Source organism: Spirillospora sp. NPDC000708 (genome assembly GCF_040299565.1).
Classification (GTDB): Bacteria; Actinomycetota; Actinomycetes; order Streptosporangiales; family Streptosporangiaceae; genus Spirillospora.
In genome coordinates this window covers 263,812-276,804 of sequence record NZ_JBEPCJ010000004.1, presented here as the reverse complement: position 1 = coordinate 276,804, position 12,993 = coordinate 263,812, and the positions used below count along the sequence as shown (strand labels likewise).

The following is a 12,993-nucleotide window of genomic DNA, read 5'->3' as shown; positions in this document are numbered from 1 at the left end:
CCGGCACGCCTACCGGGAGGCCCCGGCGCGACGACCGCGCCGGGGCCTCCCGCGTCGCCGGGGTCAGGCGTCCGGGGCGGTGTGGACCCGGGCGCCGTCGACGTAGGTGAGGTGGACGCGGGTCTCGGCGATGGCCGCCGCCGGGCCGGCGAACGGGTCGCGGTCCAGCACGACGAGGTCGGCGCGGTTGCCGGGACGCAGCGAGCCGGTGTCGTCGAGATGGTTCACGTGCGCGGAGCCGGCGGTGTAGGCGGCGAGGGCGGTGGCCAGGTCGAGGGCCTGCTCGGGCAGGAACGGCTCGCCGCCGCCGCCGGGCAGGACCCGGTTGACCGCGACGTGGATCCCCTTGATCGGGTCGGCGCTGCTGACCGGCCAGTCGCTGCCGGCCGCGAGTGTCGCCCCGGCGCGCAGCAGGTCGCCGAACGGGTACTGCCAGGCGGCGCGCTCGGAGCCGAGGAACGGGATGGTCAGCTCGTCCATCTGCGGTTCGTGCGCGGCCCACAGCGGCTGCATGTTGGCGGTCGCGCCGAGCGCGCGGAACCGTCCGACGTCGCCCGGGTGGACGACCTGGAGGTGCGCCAGGTGCGGCCGGGTGTCGCGCCACCCGTTGGCGGCGCGGGCGGCCTCGACCGCGTCGAGCGCCTCGCGGACGGCGCGGTCGCCGAGCGAATGGAAGTGGACCTGGAAGCCGTGGGCGTCCAGGGCGGTGACGTACCCGCGCAGCGCATCGGGGTCGACGAAGCTGAGGCCGCTGTTGGCGGTGGCGCAGCCGCAGGCGTCGAGGTACGGGGCGGTCATGGCGGCGGTGAAGTTCTCCGCGACCCCGTCCTGCATGATCTTCACGCTGGTGCAGCGCAGCCGGCCGCGGGTGAGCCGCTCCCGCTTGTCCAGCAGGTCGGGGATCTGCTCCTCGCCGCGGGCGCGCGACCACCACAGCGCGCCGACGACCGTGGCGGTCAGCGACCCGTCGGCGGCGGCCGCCGCGTAGGCGTCGGACACGTCGGGGTAGCCGTCCGAGCCGCACACCAGGGCGTCCTGCCAGGCGGTGATGCCGAGGCCGTGCAGCATCTCCTGGGCGCGCAGCAGCCCGGCGACCCGGTCCTCGCGGGTGCGGGCGGGCAGCAGGCGGCCGACGAGGATCATCGCGCCCTCCTGCAGCATGCCGGTGGGGCGGCCCGCGCCGTCGCGCTCGATGCGCCCGTCGGACGGGTCGGGGGTGTCCGCGGTGATCCCGGCGAGCTCCAGCGCCCTGCTGTTCGCCCAGGCGCCGTGGTGGTCGCGGTTGACCAGGTAGACGGGCCGGTCGGGGACGGCCGCGTCGAGCGCCTCGCGGGTGGGGGTGCCGCCCGCGAAGCTCTCCATCGACCAGCCGCCCCCGGTGATCCACTCCCGTCCGGGGTGGGCGTCGGCGTAGGCGCGGACGCGCCGCAGGTACTCCGCCGGGTCGACGGTGCCGGTCAGGTCGCACTCGCCGAGCTCGATGCCGCCCATGACGGCGTGGACGTGCGCGTCCTGGAAGCCGGGCAGCAGCGGCCGGCCGCGCAGGTCCACGACCTCGGTGCCGGGGCCGGCGAGGTCGTGGACCTCGTCGTGGCCGACGGCGGTGATCCGCCCGGCGGTGACGGCGAGCGCGGTCGCCCGGCTGCGCGCCGGGTCCATGGTCAGCACGGGGCCGCCGGTGAACAGCAGGTCGGCGGTCTGGCGGGTCATGAAGGCGGTCTCCCTCGAACGGGCGGGAACGGCGGGACGGGACGTCCCGCGTTCGTCTGCGGGACGGCGGGGCACGGTTCGGCGGGTCACGGTTCGGCGGTGCGGGCGGCGGGTCCGGGCAGCAGGTCGGGGGCGTCGGCGTCGGTGCCGCGCCCTCCGTTGAAGTACGGGGACCGGCGTCCCCACTTGGCCCAGCCCGCCGCGACGAGTCCCGAGCCGATCATCAGCGCGGGCATCGACAGCTCGAACCAGCCGTTGTCGGCGCGCAGCGCGAAGTGGTCGGTGGAGGTGGCGAAGTCCACGCACAGCAGCGTGCCCAGGACGAACAGGGTGAGCGCTCCCGCGACGGGCAGCACCACCGCCCGCACGCCCTCCCGGAAGGACGTGCGCAGCAGCCCGCGGAACCGGACCGCGGCGGCCAGCGCCGTCAGCCCGTAGTACAGCGCGACCACGATGCCGATCGCGTTGACGGCGGCCTCGATGAGCGTGCTGACCTTCGGGATGACCAGCGCGAACCCGGCGACCAGCGCGGCGATGGCGCCGATCAGCACGGTCCCGGCGGCGGGCGTGCCGTAGCGGGGGTGCACCCGCGTCCACACCCGCCCGAGCGTCCGGTCGCGGCCCATCGCGAACATGCCCCGGACGGTCGGGATGACGCCGGCCTGCAGCGACGCCACGGCGGAGAAGGTCAGCGCGACCAGCGGCAGGACGGCCAGCGGCTGCCGCGCGAGCTGCGCGCCGAAGTAGGTGAGGCCCTGCGCGCCGTGGTCGGCCATCTGGTCCGCCGACAGCACCCGCTGGAAGGAGACCGAGCCGAGCAGGAACAGCGCGAGCATGGTGAACAGCGAGATGAGCCCGGCGCGGGACGCGTCGCGGTGGTCGCGGACCTCCTCGCTGACGCTGAACACCGCGTCGAACCCCCAGTAGGTGAAGACCGACAGCACCATCCCCTGCGCGAGCGCGTGCAGGGACGGGAAGCCGAACGGGTTGAACCATTCCAGGCTGAACGGGTGGTCGCCGACGACCAGGCCGTACCCGCAGAAGCCGAGCAGCACCAGGTACTCGAAGACCAGCAGCCAGCGCTGGAACCGCGCGGCGAGGTTCACCCCGGCGACGGCCGTCAGGGTCACGGCCACGAGCACGACCATGCCGAGGAGGGTGGCCTGGAGGTTGGAGTCCGGGTCGAGCGCCAGCCCGCCGAGGCGGTGCACGTGGGCCTCGCCCGCGAGCAGGATCAGCGCCGAGCCGGTGACCGTGGTGGTGTAGGCGAGGAAGACGATCGTGCCGACGATGTTGACCCAGCCGACGAGGAAGCCGAGCCACGGGCTCAGCACGCGCCCGACCCACACATAGGCGTTGCCGGCGTTCGGCTCCACCCGGTTGAGCCGGGCGAACGCGCCGCCGATGCACAGCACCGGCAGGAAGGCCAGCAGCGCCAGGATCGGCCCGTGCAGCCCGACGACGCCGACGATGACGCCGGTGCCGATGCCGATGCTGGTGGTCGCGGCGGTGCTGGACGCCGCGATGACGACGCCGTCGAGGACACCCAGTGACCGTTTCAGGGACGCTCCGGGCGGGGCGGGGGTGGGGTGCATGGGCTGCCCGATCCGTGAAGGCGGGGACACGGGCCCCGCGGGACGACGGTGGCGATGGCGACGGGTGGCGATGGCGACGGGTGGCGAGCGGGCGACGATGGTGCGCGCCGGCCGGTTCGCCCTGGTGGGCGGCCGGTGGATCCATATGAAATAGCCCGCGCGCTTTTGTGGTCAATGGTGTTGTCATAAGGTGTCGCCCGTCCCGACCCCGCCCCCGGGAGCCCCCCATGGACCGCACTCCCCCGCAGCCCGACCGCGTCATCGCCCGCAAGCGCCGCCGCCGTCCCACCAGGTCGGGCGTGGTGCTGTCGCACGAGCTGATCGTCGACACCGCGATCCGGCTGCTCGGTCAGGGCGGCGACGGCGCCCTCACCGTCCGGCGGCTCGGCACCGCGCTCGGCGCCGACCCGTCCTCGATCTACCGGTACTTCCGCGACACCGACGACCTCGTGCTCGCCGTCGCGGACGAGCTGATCGGCCGCACCCTCGCCGGCACCCGCACCGGCGGCGGCTGGCGCGACCGGTTGCGCAGCATCGGCGAGCACCTGCACGCCACCTACGTGGCGCACCCGCAGGTCGCGCTGCTCGCCGCGTCCCGCGTCACCCGCCGGCCCAACGAGATCCGCGCCGTCGAGGCGGGCCTCGGCGTCTTCCGCGAGGCCGGGTTCCCGCCGGCGCTCGCGGCCCGCCACTACCACCAGTTCGTCGACCTCACGCTCGGGTTCGCGGCGCTGGACGCGGCGGCGAACGCGCTGCCCGCCGAGGCCGCCGCCGCCGACCGCGCGGCGTGGACGGCCACCTACGCCCGGCTGGCCCCGGACGCCCACCCGCACATCAGCGCCTGCGCGGGCCCGCTGGCCGCGACCATGGTCACCAGCGCCTACCCCGGCGCGCTCGCCCTGTTCCTCGACGGCCTGGAGGCGCGCCTCGCCGCGGTCACGGCGCCTGGCACAGGTCGATGAACGTCGTGCACAGGTCGAGGTCGAAGGTGTCCACTCCCCTGCCGAGCAGGGTGCCCTCCGGTCCCGGGACACGGATCAGCCCGCCGAGGCCCCGGAACAGCTCGTTCAGCACGTCCATCAGCACCGGCAGCCGCCGGTTCTGCCAGGCCAGGACCTGCACGGCGTTCGCCGTCCCGTCGACCAGGCGGCCCATGTCCGCGCCGTGGTCGCGGAGCGCGCCGCCCACCCGGTCCGACAGCTCCCCGGCGGCGTCCAGCAACCGCGACACCTTGTCGGGGCGCTCGTAGACCACGGGCGCGAGCCGGTCGAGGTCGCCGGCCGCGCCGGTGACGGCGCCGCCGCGGTCGGCGAGCGTCCCCGACAGCCCCGCGACGTCGCCGATCAGCCGCCGGATCTCCGGCTCGCGCGCGTGGACCGCGTCGGCGAGCGCGGCCCCGTCGACGATCGTCCGGTGCAGCGCGGGCCCCTCGCCGCCCAGGCCGGACGCCAGCGTCCGCATGACCGTCGCGACGTCGGACGGGTCGATCGCGGCGGTGAGGCCGTACGCGCGGTCGGTGATCCCGGAGAGTTCCACCGGGTCGGACGTGCGGGCGATCCGCGCGCCGTCGCGCAGCGCGGGCCCGGTGCCGAGGTCGAGGGTCAGGTCCTTCGGCCCGAAGACCGACACGGGCTCGATCGCCGCCCGCGTGGTCGCGGGGACGGCGACGCCCGCCTCCACCCGCAGCCCGACGGCGACCCGGCCGTCCCGCCGCAGCCGGACGGTCTCGACGCGCCCGACCGCGATTCCCCGGACCTTCACGTCCGACCTGCCGGGGTCCAGGCCCTCGCCGGCGGCCGAGAACACGGCGGTGAACCGGTGCGCCCGTCCCGGCGAGGGGGCTCCGGCCACCACCATCGCCGCCGCCGCGACCGCCAGCGCCGCGAACCCGGCCACCGCGTACAGCAGCCGGCTGCGCGCGGACAGGTGCTCATCGCCCATGGCGAGGTCCCTTCGCGAGGTCCCTTCGTGTGGCCGCCATTGCACCCGCACGGGCCCCGGCCGGGCTATGCGCCCGGCGACGAAGCTCGGGCGGCGCGCTGTGGCCCGGCCCACAAAAGTACGCTCACGGAGCATTTGGACATGCGACAAAAATTGACTCGTGTCTCAATCCGGGTACGCTGGATGTAAGTGAACACTGGCCAGGAGGTGCGATGCCCGCCCCAGCATCCGGCCCCGCCGTCACCGCCGCGCCCCCGCAGGCCCGCGCGCCCGCCGCCGCCCCGCTCGGCCCCGGCACCCTGCTCTGGCGGCACGCCGCCGACCTGCGGTCCCTGCTCCCCGGCGCCGCCGCCGGGCTGATGCAGCTCCTGCACCCCGGCATCGGCGCCGGCGTCACCGAGCACTCCGCGTTCTTCGACGCCCCCTTCGACCGCATCCACCGGTCCGTCCCGCAGATCTGGGCGACGATCCTCGCCCCCGACGGCGACGCCCGCGCCCGCGCCATCCGCGACCTGCACCGCGGCATCGGCGGCGTCGACGAGCTCGCCCGCCGCTACCACGCCCTCGAACCCGAGACGTTCTGGTGGGCGCACGCCACCTTCACCTGGGAGATCTTCAAGGCCGCCGAGCTGTTCCACCCCGGCACGCTCACCGCCGAGGACCACGAGCGCATGTACGCCGAGACCGTCACCTGGTACTCCCGCTACGGCGTCAGCATGCGCCCCGTCCCCGGCGACTACGCCGCGTTCCGGTCGAAGTTCTGGCACGTCTGCGCCGAGCGGCTGGAGCTCACGCCCGCCGCCGCCCGCGCGCTGGAGATCGCCAAGCACGGCTCCGACACCGTCACGCTGCTGCCCGTCGGCGGCCCCCGCCTCGACCGCGCCGGCCGCCTCGTCGCCGAACGCCCGCTGCGCCTGCTCACCTTCGGCTGCCTGCCCGCCATCGTCCGCGACCGCTTCGACATCCCGTGGAGCGCCCTGGACCAGGCGCGGTTCACCGCACTCGCCATCGCGAACCGGCAGGGCTACCGGATGATCCCCAGCGGCGTCAACCACTGGGCGCTGCGCAGCATGCTCCGCTACATCGGCGCCCACACCCGCGACCAGCGCTACGTCTTCACCCGGGGCGGCGGCCCTCTGGAACCCCCGGCACGGCGCGGCCGCGTTCCGCGCCGCCGCGCACGGGTGTCGTGACCGCGCGGACCGCCCCGACGCGGTCCGGCTTTCAGCGGCCGCTGTTCAGTGGGCGGGGGTCCAGCGGGCCAGGGTTCAGCGGGCCGGGGCGGGGGCCGCGGGCCGGTCGCTCAGCTCATCGCAGGCGCTGAGGACGCGGTCCACGTCGTCGTCGGTGAGGCCGGCGTGCACCGCCAGGCGGAGCAGGGTCCGGGACGAGGACATCCCCGAGAACAGCGCGGCACTGAAGATGTCCCGCCCGGCCAACTCGTCCCGCAGCCGCACCGCGTCGGCCTCCGCGGCGATCTCCAGCGCGATGATCTGCGTGTCGGCGTCCACCGCGCCGAACCCCAGCGCGGCCAGGCCGCCGCGCAGCCGTCCCGTGGCCGCGCGGACCCGGTCCCGCCGCCAGCCGTCGGCGTGGACGACGTCCAGCGCCGCCGCGAGCCCCGCGACCTCCTGCGCGGGCAGCGGCGGGCCGGACGCCGAGGCGCCGAGAGCGCCGGCGAACGCGGGATGGTCGCAGGCGATGAGGCCGGCGCGCGCGCAGAACGCCTTGCCGAGACCGGCGGTGCGGAAGGCGACCCGGCCCGCAAGCCCCAACTCGCCCACGAGGCCCTCGCCGCGCGCCCCCCGGACGCCGATCGCGTGCGACTCGTCCACGACCAGCAGGCACCCGTGCGTTTCGGCGATCTCCACCAGGCCGTTCAGCGGGCACACCGACCCGTCGGTGCCGTAGACCGCGTCCACGCAGATCACCCCGGGACCGCCCGCCTCGACGCGGCGGCGCAGGTCGGCCAGGTCGTTGTGGTGGAAGCGGACCGTGCCGGCGCCGGCCGCCCGCGCGCCCGTCCACAGCGACGGGTGCGCGAGCGCGTCCAGGTAGACGGGCGTGCCGGGGCCGGCGGCCAGCTGGAGCGCGACCGTCCCGGCGTCCTTCCCCGACGGGCACAGCACACCGCGCCGCGCCGCCAGCAGCCCGGCGAAACGCGCGCCGAGCAGGACCTGCGGATGGTCGGCGGGGAGGCCGGCGCCGTGCGCGGGCGCTTCCGGTGCGGCGCGCGGACCGGCCGCCATCGCCCTGACGACCCGCGGATGCTCGCCGATGGCCAGATAGTCGCCGCAGGTCAGCACGATGCTCCGCGCGCTCCGCCGGGCCCGGCCGACGGCCGCGAGCCGGCGCACCCGGCGGCCGTCCACGGTTCCGCGCAGATGCCTGATGCGCTCGCCCAGTCGCTGGTGGGCGCTGGTCATGGTCGTCACTCTCCCCGGTCCGCGGGACGGCCACACAACGTAGTGCTCTCTAATCATAGGGTGAAAAGAATCTATTGCGTGGACCAATGCACGGGCCTGCCGGCAAGGGGATCCGAGTGGAACAGATCATTCCGTTCTGGTATAATCGTCCCCATGAACGAGATCACCGTCTCCGGCTGGACCGTCCTCGACACCGCCCACGAGGCCCTCCGCTCCACCGTCCGCGGCATCACCGCCGCCGACCTGGACCGCCCCACCCCCTGCTCCGAGTGGACGGTCGCCCAGGTCCTCCAGCACGCGGCCGGGGACCAGCTCGCGTTCGCCGCCTCCCTCACCGGCGGCCCCGGGCCCGACTTCGACCCGTTCGCCCCGTCCGGCAGCCTCGACGCCGAGCCGCTCGCCCTGCTGGAGCCCGCCCTCACCGCCAGCGCCGCCGCATGGGCCACCGTGGACCGCGACGCCGCCGAGGCACCGGTCCCGGTCCCGCCCGGCTCGCTCGCCCCGTGGCTGGGCGCCGGCGCCGCCGCCCTCGACGCCGCCGTGCACGCCTGGGACATCGCCCTCGCGACCGGCCAGGAGCCGCCGCTCACCGCCGGCCTCGCGCGGGACCTGCACAAGGTCGCCACCGAGATCGTCGAGCCGCTGCGCCGGTTCGGCGCGTACGCGGCCCCGATCGACGCGCCCGGCGACGAGATCGCCGACCTGCTGCACTACCTCGGCCGCGACCCCGCCTGGACGGCCTGATCCTCCGTCGCCGGACGCCGCGCCCCCGCCCCGACGCGCAGCGTCCGGCGACCATTCCCCTGCAGGGCGGGCGCCGGTCGCGCGTTCGTCAACCACGTGGTCCACAACGGACGGTGTGGACACGACCGCCGCCGGCGCCGAACGCCCGGCGTCCGCCGAGGCCCCCCGCCTTCCCGCCGCGCGCCCGCCCTTCGCCCGGTGGACGGCCCTCGCCGCCCTGCTCGCCGCCGGAGCCGCCACCGCTCCCGTGCTCCTGCGCTCGACGCCCCTCCCCGCGGCGCTCGCCGCCGTCGGCGACCTGCGCTGGGGGTTCCTGCTCCTGCTGCTGGTGCCCGCGGGGCTGCACTACGTCTTCGCGGCGATCGCGCTGCGCGGCGCGTCCGGCCGCGCGCTCCCGCTCCGCGAGACGACGCTCGCCCAGTTCACCGCGGCCGCCGCCAACCGCGTGACGCCCGGCGGGTTCGGCGCCGCCGCCGTCAACACCCGGTACCTCGTGTGCCGCGGCCTGCCCCTGTCGCGGGCGGCCGTCGCCGTGACCGCGCAGCAGGCCGCGCGCCCGGTAGGCGGGTTGCTGCTGATGGCGGCCGCGCTCGCGGCGGGCGGCGGGGGCGGCCGGATGCCGGACGCGATCGCGGACCACGCGGCGCGGGCCGCGGGCCGGGTGGCGGCCCTCGTCCCGCCGGTCCCGCTGCTCGCCGTCACCGGCGTGCTGCTCGCCGCGGCCGCGCCATGGGTACTCAGAGCCTTGCGGTCGCCTGCGGTGCGGCGGACCGCCGCGGGCTTCGCCGAGCTGCGCCGGCGGCCCCGCGACCTCGCGATCACGCTGGCCGCGTCAGCCGCGGGCACGCTCGTCCTCGGCGCCGCGTTCGCCCTCAGCGCGCTCGCCGTCCCCGGCACGGGAGCGGGGACGGCCGACGCGGCCGCGCTCCTCGCCGCCTACCTGGCCGGCGCCACCGCGGGCGCGGCGGTGCCGGTGCCCGGCGGCATCGGCTCCACCGAGGCCGCGCTGGTGGCGGCGCTGGCCGCCGGAGGCGTCCCGCCCGGCCCGGCACTGCACGCGGTGCTGGTGTTCCGGGCGGTCACGTTCTGGGCGCCCGTCCCGGTCGGGCTGCTCGCCTGCCGGACGCTGCGCCGGTGACCGCCTTTACATTGTAGATCACTAGATCCGGAACACGGCGCGGGCGTTGCCGGACAGGAACGCCTCCCGCGCCGCGTCGTCCAGGCCCAGCTCGTCCAGCCCCCGCAGCGCCCGCTCCGGCGTGATCATCGGGAAGTTCGTGCCGAACATGACCTTGTGGTGCCGGTCCTGCGCCATGTACCGGACGAGCTCCGGCGGGTACCGGCGGACCGTGTACGCCGAGGTGTCGATGTAGACGTTCGGGTGCTTGCGGCACACGGCGACCATCTCCTCCGTCCACGGGTACCCGACGTGGCCGCCGACGATGACCAGCTCGGGGAAGTCCAGCGCCACCTGGTCGACGTACGGGATCGGACGCCCCGTCTCGCTCGGCCGCAGCGGGCCGGTGTGCCCGACCTGCGTGCAGAACGGGACCCCGAGCTCCACGCATTCGGCGAACAGCGGGTAGAACCGCCGGTCCGTCGGCGGCAGCTCCCACAGCCACGGCACCACCCGCAGGGCCTTGAACCCCAGCTCGTTCACGCACCGCCGCAGCTCCCGCACCGCCTCCATCGGCTTGCGCAGGTCGACCGACGCCACACCCGCCAGCCGGTCCGGCGCCTGCTCGACGAACGACGCGACCTCGTCGTTGCTCACCAGCGCGCCCTCCGGGCCGTACCAGGCGCTGATCAGCCCGACGTCCACCCCGCCGGCGTCCATCGCGCCGACCGTGACCGAGACCGGCACCTCCTCCTCCGGCGGCTTCTGCCCGGTCCACCGCCACAGCGAGTCCAGCATCTCGTGCTGGAGGAACCGGACCGTCCCATGCTGCATCCACGCGTCGACGATCATCGCGTCTCCTCTCGACCAGGTGATTATCGTGTGCGGCCCGCGGGGCCGCGCTGGTACCCTCGCGATCATGTCCAGCCCGGAGGCGAACAGACGCTGACCCCCGGCGCGCCCGGCCGTGACGGCCGCCGCGCCGCGGTGCGGGCCGCCCTCCGACGCGATCGCGTCGCCACGAGGGCTCCTTCCTCACGCCGCCGCCGTCGATGACGGCCGTCCGCGGCACCGCCCCCACCGGTACAGCGCACCCCTGTTCGCCGTCTCGGGAGTTCCACCTTGCCTCTCGCCGTCTACGTCCTCGGGCTCGCCGTGTTCGCCCAGGGCACCTCGGAGTTCATGCTGTCGGGCCTGCTGCCCGGCATCGCCGCGGGCCTGCACGTGTCCGTGCCCGCCGCCGGGCTGCTCACCTCCGCCTTCGCCATCGGCATGGCGGTGGGCGCGCCCGCCATGTCGCTGCTCGCGCGCCGCTGGCCGCGCCGCCGCGCCCTGCTCGCCTTCCTGTCCGCGTTCGTCGCCGCGCACGTGCTCGGCGCCGTCACCACCAGCTACGCCGTCCTGCTCGCCACCCGCGTCGCCGCCGCGCTCGCCAACGCCGGGTTCTGGGCGGTGGCGCTCGCCGCCGCCGTCGCGCTCGTCCCGCCGGACGCGCGGGCCCGCGCCACGTCCGTCGTGGTCGGCGGCGTCACCGTCGCCTGCGTCGCGGGCGTCCCCGCCGGCGCCCTGCTCGGCGACCGCCTCGGCTGGCGCGCGGCGTTCTGGGCGGTGGCCCTCGTGTCGCTGCCCGCGCTCGCCGCCATCGCCCGGACGATCCCGGACGACCGCTCCCCCGCCACGAGCGCGGCCGGTGAGCTGCGCGTCCTGTCGTCGCGTCCGCTCCTGGTCACGCTCGCGACGAACGCGCTGTTCCAGGGCGCGACGTTCTGCACCTTCACCTATCTCGCGCCGCTCGCGACGCACGTCACCGGCCTCGGAACCGCCTGGGTGCCCGCGCTGCTCGCGCTGTTCGGGCTCGGCTCCTTCGCCGGCGTCACGCTCGGCGGCCGCGTCGCCGACGCCCACCCGGGCGCCCTCGTCGCGGCCGGCATGACCGCCCTCGCCGCCGGCTGGACGGTCCTCGCCCTCACCGCGGGCTCCCCCGCCGCCGTCGTGCCGCTGGTGTTCGTCCAGGGCATGCTCGCGTTCGGCACCGGACCCGCGCTGATCGCCCGCGTCCTGCACCTGGCAGCGGACGCGCCGACGCTCGCCGGCGGCCTCACCACCGCCGCGTTCAACGTCGGCGCGACGATCGGCCCGTGGCTCGGCGGCCTCGCGATCGGCGGCGGGCTCGGCTACCGCGCCCCCGTCTGGGTGAGCGCCCTGCTCATGGCGGGCGCGCTCTGCCTGTCCCAGGCGAGGACCCGGGCGCTCGACCGCGCCTGAACGGGTGAGGCCGCGCCCTCCCGGCGCGGCCTCACCCGCTCGCCTAGGTCTGGTTCTGCAGCGCCGCGCTCGCCGACCCGGTGAGCGCGGGCAGGTAGCCCAGCCGGTGCCCCTTGGCGGTCGGGTGGTAGCTGGAGCCGATCGGGATCGTCACCGCGTGCAGCCAGTCGTCCCCGGAGCACAGTTCGTGCCCGGCGAACTCGTCGCGGACGTCCGACCAGGTGAACCCGGCCCGCCCCGCCGCCGCCTTCACCGTGCCGTCGAGCACGTCCGCGGCGTCGTTCAGCGCCGTCCGCTTGGCGTTGCTGAGCCCCACGCACACACTCACGATCTTGTAGAGGTGCGGGTACCCGAGCACCACCACCCGCGCGCCCGGCGCCTTCGCCCGGATCTTGCCGTACAGCGAGTCGAGCCTGCCCGGCAGCGTGTTCCTCATGAAGCTCTCCGCCGACGCCACCGCGCTCTGGCACGTCGACGCCGAATGCAGCACGCACGTCTCCATCACGTCGCTGAACCCGGCGTCGTTCCCGCCGACGGTCATGCTGACCAGCGTCGTCGCCGAGCTCAGCGCGCCGAGCTGCCCCGACGCCACCGTCGCGGTCGTCGCCCCCGAGCACGCGACGAACTGGAACGAGCTCGTCGCATGGGCCGCGGCCCACAGTTTCGGATAGGCGTTCGCACTGCGGTTGCACGACCCGCTGGCCGGGTCGTAATCCCCCGCCCCCGTGCCGGACGAGTAGGAATCGCCGAGGGCGACGTAGTTCGTTCCGGCCGCCGAAGCGGACCCGGACCAGGTGATCATACCGGCGGCGAAGGTCACCGCACCGAAAACGGCCATACAGGGGCGGGAGAGGCGCATCTGCACTCCGGGGCGACGGACGAATGGAGTCCCCTGCAACCTACCCACCCCACCATTCCCCCAAGCCGGTAACCTGATCACCTTTCTTTGTCACTATTCGCCATTGAAATCCTCGATACCCCCATAAATCCGTCCCTCGATCGACCGGATACCACGGCCCCCTTCTGTAACTTCGAACCCACACTTCTCACAATTCGGAACCGTTCATTGGTACGCCACAGTCCGGCAACTCGCGCGACAGGCCAACGGCCCCGGCCCCGACGCCGAGCGCGCGGCCCCGCCCGTGCGACCGCCGGAGCCGAGGCGGCGCCGCCGGCTCCAGGCCAGCCGCCGTAC

The 12,993-nt window shown here is 75.3% G+C and carries 11 protein-coding genes; 5 read left to right on the top strand and 6 right to left on the bottom strand.

Annotation, left to right across the window (positions count from 1 at the left end; translation table 11 throughout):
• Window positions 1-63: 63 nt before the first annotated feature.
• Together ABT299_RS05490 and ABT299_RS05485 are read right to left on the bottom strand one after the other, a co-directional pair.
• A complete protein-coding gene (locus ABT299_RS05490) occupies window positions 64-1,710 on the bottom strand; it encodes an amidohydrolase (RefSeq protein ID WP_500249862.1) in 1,647 nt (548 codons plus the stop codon).
• Between the two features lie 86 nt (window positions 1,711-1,796).
• On the bottom strand, window positions 1,797-3,305 hold the full coding sequence (locus ABT299_RS05485; RefSeq protein WP_500249861.1) for an APC family permease: 1,509 nt from the start codon (window positions 3,303-3,305) through the stop codon (window positions 1,797-1,799).
• Window positions 3,306-3,532: 227 nt separating this feature from the next.
• On the opposite strand from ABT299_RS05485, the gene ABT299_RS05480 reads away from it, so the two are divergent.
• Window positions 3,533-4,267, top strand: a complete 735-nt coding sequence (locus ABT299_RS05480; RefSeq protein WP_500249860.1) for a TetR/AcrR family transcriptional regulator — start codon at window positions 3,533-3,535, stop codon at window positions 4,265-4,267.
• Here the strand turns inward: ABT299_RS05480 and ABT299_RS05475 are convergent.
• Window positions 4,242-5,246 carry an MCE family protein gene (locus ABT299_RS05475; protein WP_500249859.1) on the bottom strand — a complete coding sequence of 335 codons (1,005 nt, stop codon included), beginning with the start codon at window positions 5,244-5,246 and terminating at the stop codon, window positions 4,242-4,244. The two genes, ABT299_RS05480 and ABT299_RS05475, sit on opposite strands and share 26 nt — an antisense overlap.
• Before the next feature lie 212 nt (window positions 5,247-5,458).
• Between ABT299_RS05475 and ABT299_RS05470 the strand changes: the two genes are divergently transcribed.
• Window positions 5,459-6,439, top strand: coding sequence for an oxygenase MpaB family protein (locus ABT299_RS05470; protein ID WP_500249858.1), 981 nt, complete (start codon window positions 5,459-5,461; stop codon window positions 6,437-6,439).
• Window positions 6,440-6,514: 75 nt separating this feature from the next.
• Here ABT299_RS05470 and ABT299_RS05465 read toward each other — a convergent pair whose 3' ends face one another.
• Complete coding sequence (locus ABT299_RS05465) at window positions 6,515-7,672, bottom strand: aminotransferase class I/II-fold pyridoxal phosphate-dependent enzyme (RefSeq protein ID WP_500249857.1); 1,158 nt, start codon at window positions 7,670-7,672, stop codon at window positions 6,515-6,517.
• Between the two features lie 153 nt (window positions 7,673-7,825).
• Between ABT299_RS05465 and ABT299_RS05460 the strand changes: the two genes are divergently transcribed.
• Together ABT299_RS05460 and ABT299_RS05455 are read left to right on the top strand one after the other, a co-directional pair.
• Entirely contained in the window at window positions 7,826-8,416 is a 591-nt protein-coding gene (locus ABT299_RS05460; protein ID WP_190863731.1) for a TIGR03086 family metal-binding protein, read from the top strand.
• A 115-nt stretch (window positions 8,417-8,531) separates the two neighbouring features.
• A complete protein-coding gene (locus ABT299_RS05455) occupies window positions 8,532-9,554 on the top strand; it encodes a lysylphosphatidylglycerol synthase domain-containing protein (protein WP_500249856.1) in 1,023 nt (340 codons plus the stop codon).
• A gap of 21 nt (window positions 9,555-9,575) precedes the next feature.
• Here ABT299_RS05455 and ABT299_RS05450 read toward each other — a convergent pair whose 3' ends face one another.
• Window positions 9,576-10,385, bottom strand: coding sequence for an amidohydrolase family protein (locus ABT299_RS05450; protein WP_387023463.1), 810 nt, complete (start codon window positions 10,383-10,385; stop codon window positions 9,576-9,578).
• Between the two features lie 270 nt (window positions 10,386-10,655).
• On the opposite strand from ABT299_RS05450, the gene ABT299_RS05445 reads away from it, so the two are divergent.
• The gene (locus ABT299_RS05445; RefSeq protein ID WP_500249855.1) at window positions 10,656-11,798 is read left to right on the top strand and encodes a Cmx/CmrA family chloramphenicol efflux MFS transporter; all 1,143 of its coding nucleotides are present in this window, start codon (window positions 10,656-10,658) and stop codon (window positions 11,796-11,798) included.
• A gap of 43 nt (window positions 11,799-11,841) precedes the next feature.
• On the opposite strand, the gene ABT299_RS05440 is transcribed toward ABT299_RS05445, so the two are convergent.
• The gene (locus tag ABT299_RS05440) at window positions 11,842-12,600 is read right to left on the bottom strand and encodes an SGNH/GDSL hydrolase family protein (protein ID WP_241756175.1); all 759 of its coding nucleotides are present in this window, start codon (window positions 12,598-12,600) and stop codon (window positions 11,842-11,844) included.
• Window positions 12,601-12,993: the final 393 nt, after the last annotated feature.